General features: G+C 66.0%; 15 protein-coding genes. 9 read left to right on the forward strand and 6 right to left on the reverse strand.

Features of this window, described 5'->3' with window-relative positions:
* Window positions 1-181: 181 nt before the first annotated feature.
* The gene (locus A5766_RS04945; protein WP_156527368.1) at window positions 182-673 is read left to right on the forward strand and encodes a DUF2335 domain-containing protein; all 492 of its coding nucleotides are present in this window, start codon (window positions 182-184) and stop codon (window positions 671-673) included.
* A 54-nt stretch (window positions 674-727) separates the two neighbouring features.
* On the opposite strand, the gene A5766_RS24295 is transcribed toward A5766_RS04945, so the two are convergent.
* A complete protein-coding gene (locus A5766_RS24295; protein WP_064903646.1) occupies window positions 728-1174 on the reverse strand; it encodes a hypothetical protein in 447 nt (148 codons plus the stop codon).
* Window positions 1175-1292: 118 nt separating this feature from the next.
* Here A5766_RS24295 and A5766_RS04955 point away from each other — a divergent pair, with 118 nt between their 5' ends.
* Window positions 1293-2519: a THUMP-like domain-containing protein gene (locus A5766_RS04955; protein WP_064863986.1), complete on the forward strand. Its 1227-nt coding sequence runs from the start codon at window positions 1293-1295 to the stop codon at window positions 2517-2519.
* Window positions 2520-2641: 122 nt separating this feature from the next.
* Here the strand turns inward: A5766_RS04955 and A5766_RS04960 are convergent, their stop codons facing one another.
* On the reverse strand, window positions 2642-3931 hold the full coding sequence (locus tag A5766_RS04960; protein ID WP_064903647.1) for an alpha-amylase family glycosyl hydrolase: 1290 nt from the start codon (window positions 3929-3931) through the stop codon (window positions 2642-2644).
* Entirely contained in the window at window positions 3931-5259 is a 1329-nt protein-coding gene (locus A5766_RS04965) for an outer membrane protein assembly factor BamB family protein (RefSeq protein ID WP_064903649.1), read from the reverse strand. The genes A5766_RS04960 and A5766_RS04965 overlap by 1 nt, the downstream gene beginning before the upstream one ends.
* Before the next feature lie 161 nt (window positions 5260-5420).
* Between A5766_RS04965 and A5766_RS04970 the strand changes: the two genes are divergently transcribed.
* Window positions 5421-6176, forward strand: a complete 756-nt coding sequence (locus A5766_RS04970) for an acyltransferase (protein WP_064863080.1) — start codon at window positions 5421-5423, stop codon at window positions 6174-6176.
* Between the two features lie 45 nt (window positions 6177-6221).
* On the opposite strand, the gene A5766_RS04975 is transcribed toward A5766_RS04970, so the two are convergent.
* Genes A5766_RS04975 through A5766_RS04985 form a run of 3 tightly spaced genes read right to left on the reverse strand, consistent with a single transcriptional unit; the run spans window position 6222 to window position 9839 of the window.
* The gene (locus A5766_RS04975) at window positions 6222-7481 is read right to left on the reverse strand and encodes a glycosyltransferase family 4 protein (RefSeq protein ID WP_064903651.1); all 1260 of its coding nucleotides are present in this window, start codon (window positions 7479-7481) and stop codon (window positions 6222-6224) included.
* Window positions 7478-9043: a 1,4-alpha-glucan branching protein domain-containing protein gene (locus tag A5766_RS04980; protein ID WP_064863988.1), complete on the reverse strand. Its 1566-nt coding sequence runs from the start codon at window positions 9041-9043 to the stop codon at window positions 7478-7480. The genes A5766_RS04975 and A5766_RS04980 overlap by 4 nt, the downstream gene beginning before the upstream one ends.
* A 16-nt stretch (window positions 9044-9059) precedes the next feature.
* Window positions 9060-9839, reverse strand: coding sequence for a class I SAM-dependent methyltransferase (locus A5766_RS04985; RefSeq protein WP_039855278.1), 780 nt, complete (start codon window positions 9837-9839; stop codon window positions 9060-9062).
* 328 nt (window positions 9840-10167) lie between these two features.
* Here A5766_RS04985 and A5766_RS04990 point away from each other — a divergent pair, with 328 nt between their 5' ends.
* The 6 genes from A5766_RS04990 (at window position 10168) to A5766_RS05015 (ending at window position 16371) form a co-directional block, all read left to right on the forward strand.
* On the forward strand, window positions 10168-10953 hold the full coding sequence (locus A5766_RS04990; RefSeq protein ID WP_005205303.1) for an electron transfer flavoprotein subunit beta/FixA family protein: 786 nt from the start codon (window positions 10168-10170) through the stop codon (window positions 10951-10953).
* 83 nt (window positions 10954-11036) lie between these two features.
* Window positions 11037-11990: an electron transfer flavoprotein subunit alpha/FixB family protein gene (locus tag A5766_RS04995; RefSeq protein WP_005205300.1), complete on the forward strand. Its 954-nt coding sequence runs from the start codon at window positions 11037-11039 to the stop codon at window positions 11988-11990.
* A 195-nt stretch (window positions 11991-12185) separates the two neighbouring features.
* Complete coding sequence (locus A5766_RS05000) at window positions 12186-13088, forward strand: GNAT family N-acetyltransferase (RefSeq protein WP_005205297.1); 903 nt, start codon at window positions 12186-12188, stop codon at window positions 13086-13088.
* A gap of 7 nt (window positions 13089-13095) precedes the next feature.
* On the forward strand, window positions 13096-14034 hold the full coding sequence (locus A5766_RS05005) for a lysophospholipid acyltransferase family protein (protein ID WP_005205295.1): 939 nt from the start codon (window positions 13096-13098) through the stop codon (window positions 14032-14034).
* 117 nt (window positions 14035-14151) lie between these two features.
* Window positions 14152-14655, forward strand: coding sequence for a DUF4334 domain-containing protein (locus A5766_RS05010; protein ID WP_005205293.1), 504 nt, complete (start codon window positions 14152-14154; stop codon window positions 14653-14655).
* Window positions 14656-14784: 129 nt separating this feature from the next.
* Window positions 14785-16371, forward strand: coding sequence for an MFS transporter (locus tag A5766_RS05015; RefSeq protein WP_082965448.1), 1587 nt, complete (start codon window positions 14785-14787; stop codon window positions 16369-16371).

Below are 16371 nucleotides of genomic sequence, written 5' to 3' on the forward strand. Positions count from 1 at the left end.
GAATTCGAGACCATCATCAACCACGAGGCCCCTCAGGCCGCGTGACTAACCCTGTCACCTATCCGTGCACCAGGCCCCGGGCGCGCGCACGGGGGGTGGATCTCTTCGAGATCGAACCTCGTCGGCTGCGGACGCCACGGCGGATTCGCCAGACGCGCGCGACGGCGACACTCAACCGGTCGTGGAATCGCGTCGGTTCGGTGATGAATCAGGCGATCAGCAAGACTCCTCGCAGTTAGTCAACTTCGAAGAGGCAGAAGCGGCAATTCGACAATTGCCTCCTCACGAGCGTGAAGTCCTAATTCAGAGCTTTATCGTGAGGCGCGAGAATTGGTCAGGGCCAATGCCTAGGCCAGAGGATCTAGGCAAGTACGAAGCCGTCCTCCCCGGCGCGGCCGACCGCATTCTTCGGATGAGCGAGCAGGCACTCGAAGCCCAAAATCATGTCGACATCACCCTCGCTGATGGCGACGTCGAAGCGTTGAGCCGAGGGCAGAGGTACACATCGATCATCGTCGGCGGTTCAATTGTCGTCGCACTAGTTGCCATGCTGGTCCTGCTCGGGTGGGGACAAAATCCCGCATACAGTGCAATATTCTTGAGCCCGGCATTCTTCCAGTTCGCAAGCAAACTAGTTCGTGCAGTACGCGAACCAACAAACGATGAGCGCTGAGGAGATTCGAACCTGTGTCCCCTTGGCCCGCGCAGTTGGCCCGCAGTAGATTCACTAGGGCACTGCGCCAGCCAACGCCCGCAGCGCTATGGCCTGCGCCGACGGGTGTAGTCCAACGATGCCAACAATCATAAACGCCCAGGACGCGATCCTCCTACAACGTCGTCGTGAGCGGGTACAAGCCGGAGTGATCGGCGGGTGACTGCGGACTGCGGCTCGGGCTCCCGGCGCGACGTGGCGGATCAGTCCAGCGGCGTCAACTGCGACGTCGCGACGGGGACGCCCAGGATTGTGTTGACTGGCCGGGCCGATCAGTTGGTTGCCCACCACGCGGTACTCGTTGCACCGCTCGTCGACGGAGCTCCCGTACTGGGTCTTCACGCAGAAGTTGTAGCGCCCGTCGGCGACCTTGGCCTCCGCATTCGCTCCACCGACCGCGGTTCCGATGACGGCTGCCGCCCCGACAAGTGTGCCGACCATGACGATTCTCTTCGTGTTCACGGCCCCATGGTTGCTTAGGCTTACCTAATAGTCAATATCGGACATGCCCGAGCGCCTGCGCTCACCGCGCATGTGCCAAGGTGTCTGTGGAACCGGCACGCGCCAGGGGAGTTGCGACTTGGGATACGAATTCACGCTCGACGATGTCGCTTTCCTTCGTGGTCGCTATGGGGAGAAGGCGCTCGAGGTGGTCTCGGGTATGGCGTTGACGCCGTCGTCGATGATCGCCGACGTCGAAGCGGCCCGACGACGCTACGCGCCTCACGACGCCGCGCTCATCGAGACCGTGCGCGATCGACGGCGAGCTGCGCGCAAACTGCGCGACGCCGATCAGTGGCTGCTCACCGACGATGCTCTTCAGCAGGCGACGCGGAGTGTGGTTGCGGCACACCGGGCTGCCGAGATCGCGCAGCGTTTCCCCGGTGCGGTGATCCACGACGTCACGTGTTCGATCGGTGGTGAGGTCGTCGAACTCGCATCGCAGGAGGGGGTCGGTGGCGTGATCGGCAGCGACCTCGACCACGTGAGACTGTCGATGGCACAACACAATCAGCGCGTCCTCGGGCAATTGCCGACTCCGACTGCGCTTCTCGTCGCCGATGCACTGACCCCCACGTCGACGGCCGACGTGGTGATCGCCGACCCTGCCCGACGGTCCGGCGCCGGACGGATCTTTCGGCTCGATCAACTCACGCCGCCGCTTCCCGATGTCTTGATGACCTATGCGGGACGCGTTGTGATCATCAAATGTGCTCCGGGACTTGACTATCGGGCACTGCGTAACCGATTCGGCTTCACCGGAGAAGTGCAGATCACCTCGCTCGACGGTGGTGTCCGTGAAGCCTGCCTGTGGAGCGGGCCGGGGATCGTCGACCGTACGCGGGCAACGGTGCTGCGTACCGGTGGTGACGGCGCAGTGGGCGGTTTCGAGGTCAGCGACGACGAGCCTGACGACGTCGACCAACACGGTCCGGTCGGTCGGTGGATCGTCGACCCCGACGGCGCCGTCGTCCGTGCCGGACTGGTGCGTCAGTACGCCGCACGGCACGGTCTGTGGCAACTCGACCCGCAGATCGCCTACCTCACCGGCGAGCAGGTGCCGTTGGGGGAGCGGGGATTCGAGGTCATCGAGGAGGTTTCGACGTCGGAGAAGGCGTTGCGGAAGACCCTCGCCGCGCACGACTGCGGCACGTTGGAGATACTCGTGCGAGGCCTCGACGTCGACCCCGACGCGTTGCGGAAGCGGTTGCGTCTCAAGGGTTCGCGGTCACTGGCGCTCGTGCTTACCCGCGTCGGCCGCAAGGGCGTCGGGTTCCTGTGTGAGGCCGGCGTCAGGGCGCGATAGTCGCGCGCAGAAAACCACACCCCTCGGGTCCTCCGCACGTACCGGTACATGCGAGCGACCCACGGGGCGCAACTTTCTGCGCGGCCGCGATGTGACAGGGACCCAAAGGTCAGTCCCGGGGGCTACGACTGTCCCGGTGAGAGCTCGGTACCGGCGATGTACCAACCGCCCGGCTCGAGGTGGATCGAGTCGCCCTCGCGATGCGAGGCCTCCGACTCGAGATGACCGGTGGTACCCAGCTCGACAGTCACATCAGCAGGTTCCTGAGCGGCGTTGAGCGCCACAGTGATCGGCTGTTCAGTGTGCACGCGGTAGACCAGTAGGCCCTGGTTCACGTCGAGTGTTTGCACGCGCGCGTGCTCGATGTCGGGAAAGCGGCGTCGAAGTCCCAGCAGCCGCTGGTGGAGTCGGTAGATTGCGGGCAGCGAGGCGTCGTCGGGAGGTGTCTGCGGCAGCGGCGGTCGGATCGCGTCATCGCCGCCGATGCGTTCCTCTTTCGTTCCATTCCAACCCAATTCGTCGCCGTAGTAGATCGCCGGGGTGCCGGGCAGGGTGGCCAGAAGCACGACGGCGAGATCCGCGGAACGTTCGGCGAGGCGGGTCGCAATGCGGGTCACGTCGTGATTGCCGACGAACGTCCACGGTACGAACGTGCTCAGCATCTCGTCGTGGCGGGTCAGCGCCCACTGCAGTTCGTGCATGTTGGCGTCGATGATGCTGCTCCACACGGCTTTCCACAGCTCGTACTGGGTCACCGAGTCGACGCCGCTGTCGGAGACGAATCCCGGATAGTCGCCGTGAATGACCTCCGCGAGCACATAGGTGTCGGGGAATCGCTCACGCACGCGGGGTAGAACAGTGCGCCAGAAGGCAGGTGGGACCGCATAGGCCGCATCGAGACGCCACGCGTCGGCGCCTGCGTCCAGCCAGTGACACATCACGTCGACGACCAGGTCGGCGACGTCGGGATTGCGGTGATCGAGCGCGACCAGGTCGTCGTGACCCTCAAAGGTGCGCGCCGAACCGTCACGCGCGCGACGCGCCCAGCTCGAGCCGTCGGCAACTCGATCATGCCGGCGTGACACATGATTGAACACGCCGTCGAGCATGATCCTGATGCCGCGCGACCGGCATGCGGAGACGAGGGCGTCGAAATCGGCTCGGTCGCCGAGACGTTCGTCGATCGTGAAGTAGTCGAGGGTGTCGTAGCCGTGGGTCGCGGACTGAAAGATCGGACCGAGCGCGATCCCGTTGACTCCCAACGCGACTGCGTAATCGAGCCAGTCGATGAGTGCTGACAGCGGACGTCGGCAGGTCCGGTCGACGCCGGTGGTGTCGGCGCCCAGTGCGCCGAGCGGGTACACGTGCCACCAGATCGACGTCGCGACCCAGTCCGGCGTGGTGGCTGTCATCAGTCGGTGTTATTCTTCGAGTCGAAGAAGAACACCTCGCCGATGTTCGTGGCCGTCGCGATCTGTCCCGACGGCGACACCGCGACTCCCGTCGCGAAGCCTTCCGCGCCGGGCATCGCCACGGTGCGCTTCGTGGCACCGTTCGACGTGTCGACCTCGACCAGCGACAGCGAATTCTTGCCCTGATCGCGCACGACGGTCCACGCGGTCTTCGATGACGTGAGGGTCGACAGGCTCACGGCGGCGAGATCCTTGCGCTGCCAGACCTGCTCAGCTTTGTCGCCGCGGTCGCGAAGCAGGGTCAGCGGGGCGCCGATGACACCGGTCGGGATGATCAGACCGTCGGGGGAAACGGTCATGGACGCGAATCCGTAGCCGCCGTTGTCGTAGGTCCACTTTGTCTTGCCGGTCGCGGCGTCGAGCGCGACGATCTGGCCGAGCCTGCTGAACGTGTAGAGGGTGTTGCCATCGGCCGACAGCGTCGGTGCGCCGATCACACCTCCGGGGACGTCGGCATGCCAGACCTCCCGGACAACACGTCCGTCGTTCTGCTTCGCGTACGAGAAGCCGCGGATCTGCGACGCGATCGCGCCGGTCGGCCAGAAGTTCAGGAAGAAGCGGCTGTGCTGCTCGTCGACGGCGGGCGGCGCGGGCACGGCGCAGCGTGGGCCGTTGCTGACGCAGTCGCCGTAGCCCCAGAGCGGGTCGCCGGGGTCGGCCTCGGGTCGCAGGCGCACCTCGGGTGCGGTGAAGTCGCTGTTCTGGGTGTTGAGCATCAGAATCTGACCCTGGGTGGTCACCACGAGTACCTCGCCGGGGGCCGCGAACTTGGCCGACAGTGGCACCCCGATCACCGGCATCCGCCAGCGGATCGCGCCGCCGGCGTTGAACGCCACGAAGGTGGTCTCCTCGCCGACGTAGGGCTGGTCGAACTGGTCGAGCAGCGTGGAGTTTCCCTCGATGCCCGCGCGCATCCGTTTGCAGAAGTTCATACGTCCCGAGTTGGGATCGAGGGCAAACAGGTTGCAGCCGTTGGCTGTGCTCGCGGTGACGTTGACGTTCGAATGGTTCGACAGCGTGAGAGGAGCCGTCACCGGGCCGCCGGTCGGCCGTGTCCAGCTCAGGGCGAGGTCGTCGGGGATCGACGGGTAGGTGTAGTTCGAGTTCGCGCCGTTGCCGCCGTAGCTCGCCCAGCCGGGACTGGCGACCGAACGTACGTCGATGTGCCCGTCCGAGCAGGCGCTGAGTGCCACCACGGCACCGAGCAGGAGCGCCAGCGGCGCCAGAACCCGTCGCGGTACCCGAATCCGGGGGCCAACCACAGCCATCCTGCTCCCGTCATGTTCGGTCTCCGGCACTGCACCGGGACGCCAGCAGTTGAGCCTATCGTGCGACGCTTCGCCGCTGGTTCGCACGGCGGCTCCGCTGCCCACTGAAGCCGCGGCTCCGCCGCCGAAGCCGACAGCGGCGTCGATTATGGTGAGTTGTCATGACGACGATGTGGAACGCCTCGTATCGGTCGCGGTGGCGAGCAGGTCGACGCCGCGACCCGCGACAGGCGCGCTTCCTCACCCTCGATTCGCTGCGCTGGGTGTTGCGCAACAAGGCGTACACGCCCTGGTATCTGGTGCGGTACTACCGGCTCGCGCGATTCCGGATGGCCAACCCGCACATCGTGCTCCGGGGAATGCTCTTCCTCGGCCGCAACGTCGAGATTCACGCGACGCCGGAGCTGAGCAGGATGGAAATCGGACGCTGGGTCCACATCGGTGACGGCAACTCGATCCGCTGTCACGAGGGGACCATGCGTATCGGCGACAAGACGGTCTTCGGCTGCAACAACGTGGTCAACTCCTACCTCGACCTCGAGATCGGCGGATCGGTCCTCGTCGCCGACTGGTGCTACATCTGCGACTTCGACCACAAGACCGACGACATCACGCTGCCGATCAAGGACCAGGGCATCGTGAAGGGGCCGGTCCGTATCGGCGCCGACACCTGGGTGGCCGCGAAGGTCTCGGTCCTGCGCAACACGATCGTCGGGCGAGGGTGCGTGCTCGGGTCGCATGCCGTGGTCAAGGGCGTGATCCCCGACTATTCGATCGCCGTCGGCGCTCCCGCGCGGGTCGTGAAGAACCGTAAGGACGACTGGGCCTCCAACGCCGAGGAGCGCGCCGAACTCGAACGCGCACTTGCCGACATCGAACGTAAGAAGGCCCAAGCCCGCCAGGTTCCCGGCGCCTGACCCGTCCGCGTGCCCCCATCTGCGTGCCCTGAGCCGATGTGTGGCTCAGGGCTGCTCCGGATCGCGTTCCGGGAGTGGCCTTTCGGCGATGAACGGGCGTCCCACAGGATGGCGGACTCGACGCTTGGCGGAGAGGTAGACGCCGCTGGTGCGTTCGGCCACCTCCCGCCAGGAGAACTCAGCAGTCAATCGCGCACGGGCGCGTCGTGCGCGCGCAGCGGTCTGTACCGGATCTGACAGGCATGACCGCACCGCGGCGGTCAGCCCCGCGACGTCGCCGGGCGTGAACGTCAGCCCGGTCACCGGCGCCACGACAGCCTCGCCGAGTCCGCCCGCCGTGGAAACCACCAGAGGCGCGCCGGTGGCAGCGGCCTCGAGGGCGACGATGCCGAACGGTTCGTACCGCGACGGCAGCACGATCGCGTCGCACCGATGCATCAGGTCGACGAGTTCGTCATGGCCGACGCCGCCAAGGAAACGCACCGCGCGCGAGACCCGATGGCGGCGAGCGGTGTCGACGAGCCAGTCGTACTGAGTGCCGTCGCCCGCAATGGTCAGCGTGGTGCCCGGATGGGTGCGTCGGATGCGGGGGAGCGCGGCGAGAAGATCCTGCACGCCCTTCTCGTATTCGAGGCGCCCGGCGAACAGCAGTTCCGCGGGACCCTGCGTGCGTGTTCGTTCGGCGTAGGGCCAGATGTCGACGTCGATGCCGTTGTGGATGACCTGGACGTCGGGCAGCCCTGGCCCGAAGAGCCTGGTCACCTCGTCACGCATCGACGCCGAACAGGCGATCAGCGCGTCGGACTCGTTGGCGAGCCACCACTCGACCGAGTGCACCTGACGGTTGGTCCGCGCGCTGACCCAGCCGCTATGCCTGCCCGCCTCGGTGGCGTGGATCGTCGAGACGAGCGGGACGTCGAACAGCTCGGCGAGCGTGATCGCCGGGTGCGCAACGAGCCAGTCGTGGGCGTGCACCACCTCGGGTGTCCAGCGTGCGTCGGAATCGGCAGTGAGGATGCCGAGTCCGGCGCGGACGAATGAGTGACCCATGGCGAGTGTCCACGCCATCATGTCCTGCCCGAACTCGAATTCCGGTGGATCTTCCGCGACGGCGATCACCCGCACACCCTCGACGACGGTGTCGGTGGTCGGGTGTGTCAGCGCGTCGGTACCCGACGGCCTGCGGGTCAGTACCGCGACGTCGTGCCCGATGGCGGCGAGCTCGGTGGCGAGGTGGTGTACGTGCCTGCCGAGGCCGCCCACCACGACCGGCGGGTACTCCCACGAAACGAGCAGCACTCTCATGCGCGCTCGTCTCCGCGGAGTCGACGGGCGTCGAGGTCGGCGAACAGTCCGTCGGCGAGATTCCAGCTCGCGGCAAGACGTGCCGCCTGCTCGGTGCGTCCGCGTAGCGCGGCGTCGGCGATCTCACGTGTGGCGTGTGCGTGGGTGTGGGCTCGACGCACCGCGTACTCGGCAGCGGTGTCCTTGGAGACCATGAAGGGCCAATCCGACGAGACGGTCAGCAGGGTCTCCCGGACGATCTGATCGGCAACGCGATCACGACCCGACTCCGCATCGAGAAGTTTGTCGACGGTGTCGAGTGCTGTCTCGACCACCTCTGCGTTGAGTTCGACGAGGTGCTCGACCTGCGGACCATTCCATACACGCCAGTCCTTGCCGGAACCCCACGAGCTGTCAGTGAGCGACACCGGTTCTCCGACAAGGCCATCGGCTGCTGCCGATGCCATCGTCCCGACCCGCACCCCGGCTTCGGGGAGGCGTCGAAGCACCTGTTCGAGCCACACGGGTCCCTCATGCCACCAGTGCCCGAACAGCTCGGTGTCGAACGCCGCGACGACCAGCGCCGGTCGGCCGATACGCTCCGATTCCGAGATCAGGCGCGCGCGTACATGTTCGACGAAGTCGTCGACATGGCGATCGATCACTGGTGCGACGCGGTCGGGGTCGTAGGGTTTCTTATTCTGCGCCGCAACGGTTTTGCCGGTCACACGCGACATCTTGAAGCCGGTCGTGTGGTCGTAGGTGTGGAAGTCGCGGTAGACGGAGTGGCCCGGATATCCCGATTTCGGTGACCACACTTGATAACTCACGGTCAGGTCGCGACCGAAGGCGAGGACCTCGGAGTCTCCGACGGGTCGCGCGAGCGAGGTGTCGCCGTGAAGCGCCGGGCCGTCGACCATGAAATGTCGCACGCCCGCAGCCGAATACTCGGACTCCATCCCCGGCGTGAACGCGCATTCGGGCGCCCAGATCCCTTGCGGCGCAGCACCCCACCGTGATCGAGCGTCGGCAAGCCCCTCGGCCAGAGAGAATCGACGCAAGCGCGGGTCGAGCAGCGGAGCGAACGGATGGGCGAGCGGGCCGCCGAGGATGTCGACGACGCCGCTGTCGGCCAGTGCTCGGATCAGCGGGCTCGCACCGTGTTGCCAGTGGCGTTCGAAATCGCCCAGTGCGCTTGCCGCACATCGGAATTCGTGCGCGGCGAGTTCGCGGCGGACGATATCCGGATTGTCCGCGGCCGCCACCGCCCTCAGTTGCCAGTCGGCGAGCCACTCGTGCATGGAGCGAAGGCAGTGCGGGTCGTCGAGTTGGGCGGCCAGCACAGGCGTGATGCCCAGCGAGAGCTGATCGGTGAATCCGTCGGCCGCCAGCCGTCGGAGCATGGCGAAGACAGGAAGATACGACGCCGCCCACGACTGGTAGAGCCACTCCTCGCCGACCGGCCAGCGACCGTGATTGGCCAGCCACGGCAGGTGAGAGTGCAGCACCAGGGTGAACTGGCCGGGCACGGCGTCGCCGCTGCCCTGTGGGTGCGTCGCAGTGCGGGATGAGGAAATTGTCATCGGGTGTGCCGGGTGCTCAGGGTCGGACCGCGATGGCGAAGAGGTCGAGCGAGGCGTCGATGTCTGCGGTTGCGCTGTTTGGGGAGGTTTCGAGAATCACGAAGTCGTCAGCGGAGATCGCGGCGACGTCGGCGACGAGGTCGGCGGGCCAGTCCTCTCCCGCCAAGGCGCGCTCGATCTGTGCGTCGATCAGGGACCCGCCCCACTTCGCGTCCAACTCCGCCAGGCCCGGGCCGTGGTAAACGCCATGCATCACAACGGATTCCAGCCCGCCGTCGGTCAGGAGATCGGTGAGCTCGACGGCGTCGAGTTCGCGCGTGTGGAACGGATTGAGCGGGGTGTCGCGGCCGGGCGAGAAGGTGATGCGATTGGGCGTCGAGATAAAGAGACGCCCGCCGGGGCGCAGCACTCGACGGCACTCGGCGATGAACGCGGCTTGATCCCACAGATGCTCGATGACCTGGAAGTTCACCACGACGTCGACCGATTCGTCGGGGAGCGGGAGATCAACGAGGTTGCCCGCGATCATCGTCAGTTCCGGGTAGCGCCTGCGGGTGTGTTCGACGGCCGACGCGTCGTAGTCGACGCAGGTGACCGTCGCGCCCGCGGCGGCGAGCATCGCGCCGCCGTAGCCCTCACCGGAGCCTGCCTCGAGAACCTCTTTCCCACTGCACGACTCCGCGATGAACCGGTAGGCGATCTCGTGGCGACGGAACCAGTAGTTCTCTGCCGGGATGCCGGGAACCGTCCGCTCGCCGGTCAGCGCCAGTTGGGCTTCGGTGTCCAATGCGTCCATGCCGGCCGCGGGTCGTGTGGCCTCGGAAGTCGTCCCTGAAGTTGCCTGAGGGGTGGCCTGCGAACCCGTGCTCACCGTCGGCAGACGGTCCGTAGTCGAGCCCTGTGCGTCGATCATCCCCATGAGACTAGTACCCGGGGCCGTCCCAAGAACGTGCCACAGTCGCTTCGCCTGCCCGCAGTCGTCACATCCTGCCCGTGAGAACGCCGCCATAGTGTGAGGTAGGTGATGTTCTAAGGCAAAATAGGAGACGCTAAAGTGGGTGGAGACCGATGGCCTTACCCGCCGGTAAGTTGCCGAACCCGACGCAGGAGGTCGACGTAGACCCATGACAAACATTGTCGTTCTGATCAAGCAGGTTCCGGACACCTGGTCCGAGCGAAAGCTCTCCGAGACCGACTACACGCTTGATCGCGAAGCCGCTGACGCCGTGCTCGACGAGATCAACGAGCGTGCGGTCGAGGAAGCGCTGCAGATCAAGGAGGCCAACGGGGGCGAGGTCACCATCCTCACCGCAGGTCCCGAGCGCGCCACCGAAGCCATCCGCAAGGCACTTTCGATGGGTGCCGACAAGGCCATCCACATCAAGGACGATGCGCTGCACGGTTCGGACGCGGTTCAGACCGCATACGTGCTCGCCCGCGCACTCGGCACCGTCGAGGGCGTCGAGCTGGTCATCGCAGGTAACGAGGCCACCGACGGTCGCGTCGGCGCGATCCCCGCGATGATCGCCGAGTACCTCGAACTGCCGCACCTCACGCATCTGCGCAAGCTGACCGTCGAGGGCGAGTCCCTCAAGGGCGAGCGCGAGACCGACGACGGCATCTACCACGTCGAGGCCGAGCTTCCCGCGATCGTCAGTGTCAACGAGAAGATCAACGAGCCGCGCTTCCCGTCCTTCAAGGGCATCATGGCCGCCAAGAAGAAGGAAGTTCAGGTCGTCGGCCTCGCCGAGATCGACGTCGAGCCTTCCGATGTGGGCCTCGAGAATGCGGGCACGACGGTCACCAGCTCGACCCCGAAGCCTCCGAAGACCGCGGGTGAGCGTGTCACCGACGAGGGCGACGGTGGCGTGAAGGTTGCCGAGTACCTGGTCAGCCAGAAGATCATCTAGGCGCCGAACGCACCGAGACCACCTCACCGGCCCGCGCGGTCAGCAGACTCGCCGCAGGCCACCAGACATCCAGGAGCAAAACAATGGCAGAAGTACTCGTTCTGGTCGAGCAGGACGCCGAGGGCGCCCTCAAGAAGGTGACCAACGAACTGATCACCGCCGCTCGTGCACTCGGTGCGCCGTCGGCCGTAGTGGTCGGCGCACCCGGTGGCGCCGACGGCATCATCGACGACCTCAAGGCCGCCGGTGCCGAGAAGATCTACGTCGCCGAGTCCGACGACGCAGCCAACTACCTGATCAGCCCCAAGGTCGACGTCCTGTCGTCGGTCGCTGAGCAGGCATCGCCCGCGGGCATCCTCGTCGCGGCGAACGCCGACGGCAAGGAGATCGCAGGCCGTCTCGCCGTGCGTCTCGGCTCGGGCGTGCTCGCCGACGTCGTCGACGTCAAGGAAGGCGCTGTCGGCGTCCACTCGATCTTCGGTGGTGCGTTCACCGTTGACGCGCAGGCCAAGGGCGACACCCCCATCTTCTCCGTGCGCCCCGGTGGCGTCGAGGCCGCACCGCAGGCTGCTGCGGGCGAGCGCGTCGACGTCGAGGTTCCGGCGCAGGAGGGTGGCGTGAAGATCACCAAGGTCGAGCCGAACGTCGGTGGCGACCGTCCGGAGCTCACCGAGGCATCGATCGTCGTCTCCGGTGGTCGTGGCGTCGGAAGCGCCGAGAAGTTCTCCGTCGTCGAGGAGCTCGCCGACTCGCTCGGTGCCGCTGTCGGCGCCTCGCGTGCCGCCGTCGACTCGGGCTACTACCCGGGCCAGTTCCAGGTCGGTCAGACCGGCAAGACCGTGTCGCCGCAGCTCTACGTCGCACTCGGCATCTCGGGCGCGATCCAGCACCGCGCAGGTATGCAGACCTCGAAGACGATCGTCGCCGTCAACAAGGACGAGGAAGCGCCGATCTTCGAGATCTCCGACTTCGGCATCGTCGGCGACCTCTTCAACGTCGCACCGCAGCTGACCGAAGAGGTCAAGAAGCGGAAGTGATCTCGACAAGCTCGATCAGCGGTTAATGGCTCGATCAGCGGGCTTATCGCTCGATCAGCGGGCTTGCTGGTTGAGCCTGTCGAAACCACTCGGTGATCTCGACAACCTCGATCATCGGGTCACAGCCCGCTGGTTGAGCCTGTCGAAACCACTATCAGCGATCCCCGGCCCACCTGGGTCGGGGATCGCTGCTTTTTGTTCACCGAGCGCGCCCCGACACGTCACGCGCACGTAGCAGGCCGGTCGTTGCGACTGGCTTTCATCTGGGGCATGACAGACGTACTGGACAGCCCGGGTGTTGCACACGGACGCACCCTCGTCGACGCCGGACGGCTGCGGATCGTTCTCACCGAGTCCCCGGAGCTGATCGACGCTGTCCAACGACTCCGCTACGACGTCTTCGCCGCCGAGCCGGGCTTCTCCGATCAGATCGGCGACCCGACAACCCGCCGCGACGCCGACCACGTCGACGAGTTCGCCGAGCACCTCGTCGCCATCGACGACGAGTACGGCGTTCTGGGCTGTGCACGACTGCTCGCACCGCCGCGAGCCATCGCCGCGGGCGGTTGGTACTCGGCAAGCGAATTCGACCTCACCGAGATCAACCAGATAGGCGGGTCGGTCGTCGAGATGGGCCGCGCATGCGTGGCGCCAGGCCATCGCCACGGCGCAATCACCGCGCTGCTATGGGCCGCAGTGTTGCGATACCTCGACGACGCGGACTACCGCTACCTGATGGGCTGCGTCTCGGTTCCGCTCGGTGGTCCCGGTGACGAACAGCGAGGTTCGACGCTGCGCGGCGTCCGCGACCACGTCCTCACCCGCCACCGGGCGCCGTGGCGAACCACCCCGTTGCACAGCCCACTGATCGACGGTCGCATTCTCGACGAGATCGAGCCGCCGTCGACGCTCACCCTCCCGCCGCTCCTGCGCGCCTACCTGCGTCTCGGCGCGACGGTCTGCGGTGAACCGGCGATCGACGAGATCTTCGACGTCGGCGACTTCGTCACCATCATCGACCGCGAACACGCCAACACCCGCTACCTCGACAGACTTCGTGCGACAGGCGCGCGACTCGCAGTATCTCCACGAGAGTGAGGTCCGTATGACGGCCGCAGCGATCATCAGCCCTCCGACGTCCCCCGCATCACTGCCGACGCAGACAGTGGTGCCGACCGCGCACTCTGCCTCCGCCACCAAGCCTTCGTCGTCCGCGACGGTCAGGCCCGAGGGTCACCGTCACGCGTGGTACCCGGCCAGCCCATGCGGCGACCTCTGCCACGCCGACAACCCATTCGCCCGGGCCAACGTGCTCGTCGTCGCGACTCGCGTGGTCCTGCTGGCGGCGTCGACCATCGTCTTCCTGCTGATGGGTTCGCTCGTCGCAGTGCTGCCGCGACTCCTGCGTCGTGCATACATCCGCACGAGTGCGCGAACTCTGTTGTGGTCCTTGGGCGTGCGAGTGGTGATCGACGATCGTCGGCCGTTCGCCGCGAGCACCCGTGGGCTCGTGGTGTCCAATCACATCTCGTATCTCGACATCCTGGCCGTCGCGGTCGTCAACCCGGCCCGGTTCGTCGCCAAATGCGACGTGATGTCGATGCCCGTCGTGTCAACGCTTGCTCGGCGACTCGGAATCATCTCGATCGACCGCGGCTCGCTGCGTACCCTGCCCGCAACCGTCGATCGGGCGGTGGCAGAACTGCAGGCCGACAACTCGGTGGCGGTGTTCCCGGAGGGCACCACCTGGTGCGGACGTGCCCGCGGTGAATTCCGGCCCGCGTTCTTTCAGGCGGCGATCGACGCAGGAGTGCCTGTCATTCCGCTGCACGTCGAGTTCGAGGTCTCCGGAATGGTCACGGCCGCAGCAGGTTTCATCGGCGATGATTCGCCTGCCGACACGCTTCGACGTGTGCTGCGCACCCGCGGCCTCGCGGTGCGTATCCGAGTGCATGAGTCGCAACTTCCCGGGTCGGACCGTCGTGAACTCGCCGAGCGCTGCGCCGAACTTGTCGGTGGGGCGCCCGCACACGCTCATCCGTAGGCCACCGGAGCAGCTGACTCACATCGGTGACCGCGGAAGACACACCCGATCGCTCGATCCGATACGGTGAGAAAACCGCGCCGATCCCTACGGTGCGCCTGGCCGTCGGGAGATTTCGTGACCGCGAGTTCGCAGACAGACACCGAGAACGACGCACGTCGCGAAGCCGCACGGGCGCGGTTCAGTGAGCTGCGTGCCGCTCGGGGCGCTGTCGCCGACGCCGACCTCGACGCGGTCTGGGCCGATCTCGACACCATCAGACCTGCCGACATGCTCGGGAGTTGGCGCGGTGGCGAGTTCGTCACCGGCCACGCGATGAACGGACTGCTAACCAAGATCGGTTGGTACGGCAAGAACTTCATCTCGCTCAGCGAGGTGCAGCCGCTGGTGTGCCGCGACGAATCGGGAGAGCTGTACTCCAACACCAGCGTCGGCAAGGGTGAGGCGTCGTTGTGGGCCATCGAATTCCGCGGCGAGGTCACGGCGTCGATGGTCTACGACGGCCAGCCCGTGATCGACCACTTCAAGCGCGTCGACGACACCACGGTGATGGGCATCATGAACGGCACCGGCGGCCTCATCGGCGGCCGCCATTTCTACTTCTACCTCGAACGTGACTGAGTTCTGAGCGTCGACGCTCTTACCACATCTGCGTCGCAACCGCCCGCGTCAAGAAGTCGGCAAGTGATCGCCAAGCGTGTCATCGCAGTCTGTCGTCGTCCCTGAAGGATCGACACGAAGGCAGAAGCCATGGCGCAGACCAGACGCACCCGCACGCCACACATTCGCACATCACACACTCGCGCGAGGCGCCCAACGCCAGCGCCGCACCGGCCGGTCGACGTCGGAAAGCAGAGGTGGACCCCGGTTCAGCGCGTGACACTCGCCGTGGTGTGTGTGGCAACCGCGATGCTCATGCTCGACATCGCAGTGGTCAACACAGCGCTACCCGCGATGGCACGCGAATTCGACGCGGGGATGACCTCGCTCAAATGGGTGATCGACGGATACACACTCGCGTTGGCGACGATCGTTCTCAGCGCAGGCGCATGGGCTGACCGCATCGGCCGACGTCGCGTCTTCGTCGTCGGCGCCGTGGTGTTCACCATCGGGTCCGCGGTCTGTGCGGCTGCGGGTGACATCCTCACCTTGAACGCCGCACGTGTCGGCCAGGGGTTGGGCGCCGCGCTGCTGTTCGCCTCCTCACTCGCGTTGCTGGCGAACGCATTTCCCGGGAAAGAGGAACGCACCAAGGCATTGGCGGCCTATGGGGCGACCATCGGGGCGTCGTTCGCTGTCGGACCGCTGCTCGGCGGTGTACTCACCGACTGGATCGACTGGCGCGCAATCTTCGTCGTCAACGTTCCGCTGGGTATTGCGATGATCTACGCGACACGGTGGATCGATGAGTCGGCGAGCAGTCGTCCGCGACGGGGTGACGTGTGGGGTCAGCTGAATGTTGTTCTCGCGCTGGGTGCATTGACCTATGGACTCGTCGAAGCCAACTCGCGCGGTTGGGCGGATGCGGTAACGCTGAGCGCATTCGGCGTCGCCGGGATCGCGTTCGTCGCGTTCCTCGTTGTCGAATCCGTTGTCGCGCAACCTATGCTGCCGCTGCGCATGTTCACCAACCCTGCATTTGCGGGAGCTCAGGTCGCAACGTTCGCGATCAGTGCGTCGATGTTCGCCGTGTTCGTGTACGTGACCATCTATCTGCAGGGGGTGCTCGGGATGTCGGCGATCGCCGCGGGCCTCGTCTATCTGCCGGGGACGATGGTCATGCTCGTCGTCGCGGGTCTCACCGATCGCGTCGTCGGACGCGTCGCGCCCTGGGTGCTCCTGTCGACGGCCCTGTTCGCGGTGGCGGCGGGACTGGTCTGGATGACGTGTGCGGGCCAGCACAGCAGTGGCTGGATCATGGTGCCCGGCTTCCTCGTCGCCTGCGTCGGTGCGGGTGTGTTCAACCCCGTGATGAGCGGGGTCGTGTTGGCCGAGGCCGCGCACGACGACGCGGGTCTTGCCGCCGGCGTCAACGATGTCTTCCGTCAGTCGGGAATCGCGCTCGGCGTGGCAGCACTGGGTGCGGTGTTTCCTGCCGTTTCCGTCTTGAACGGCGGACAGCCCGCCGCCTACGTCGACGCGCTTGGCCGTGCGTTGTGGATCAGCGCCGCGATCGCAGTGCTCGGTGCGCTCGTGGTGATCGTGGCAATGCGGTCGGCGCGCGCGAGCGTCGATGCTGTCGGGCCGGTCGCTCCGGCTCGGACAGCCCACATCGTTGCGATGCCGGTCGTAGACTCGGAATCGCCGTTTTTCCGACATTCCGGTCCACAGGTGTGA

It is taken from the genome of Gordonia sp. 852002-51296_SCH5728562-b (assembly GCF_001665475.1).
Lineage (GTDB): Bacteria > Actinomycetota > Actinomycetes > Mycobacteriales > Mycobacteriaceae > Gordonia > Gordonia sputi.

Excerpts from the sequence above, each read along its gene's own strand:
- A5766_RS04980 (WP_064863988.1), bottom strand. The coding sequence starts at position 9,043 with ATGACAATTTCCTCATCCCGCACTGCGACGCACCCACAGGGCAGCGGC.
- A5766_RS05005 (WP_005205295.1), top strand. The coding sequence starts at position 13,096 with ATGACGGCCGCAGCGATCATCAGCCCTCCGACGTCCCCCGCATCACTG.
- A5766_RS04985 (WP_039855278.1), bottom strand. The coding sequence starts at position 9,839 with ATGGACGCATTGGACACCGAAGCCCAACTGGCGCTGACCGGCGAGCGG.
- A5766_RS04990 (WP_005205303.1), top strand. The coding sequence starts at position 10,168 with ATGACAAACATTGTCGTTCTGATCAAGCAGGTTCCGGACACCTGGTCC.
- A5766_RS04965 (WP_064903649.1), bottom strand. The coding sequence starts at position 5,259 with ATGGCTGTGGTTGGCCCCCGGATTCGGGTACCGCGACGGGTTCTGGCG.
- A5766_RS04970 (WP_064863080.1), top strand. The coding sequence starts at position 5,421 with ATGACGACGATGTGGAACGCCTCGTATCGGTCGCGGTGGCGAGCAGGT.
- A5766_RS04975 (WP_064903651.1), bottom strand. The coding sequence starts at position 7,481 with ATGAGAGTGCTGCTCGTTTCGTGGGAGTACCCGCCGGTCGTGGTGGGC.
- A5766_RS05015 (WP_082965448.1), top strand. The coding sequence starts at position 14,785 with ATGGCGCAGACCAGACGCACCCGCACGCCACACATTCGCACATCACAC.
- A5766_RS04960 (WP_064903647.1), bottom strand. The coding sequence starts at position 3,931 with ATGACAGCCACCACGCCGGACTGGGTCGCGACGTCGATCTGGTGGCAC.
- A5766_RS04995 (WP_005205300.1), top strand. The coding sequence starts at position 11,037 with ATGGCAGAAGTACTCGTTCTGGTCGAGCAGGACGCCGAGGGCGCCCTC.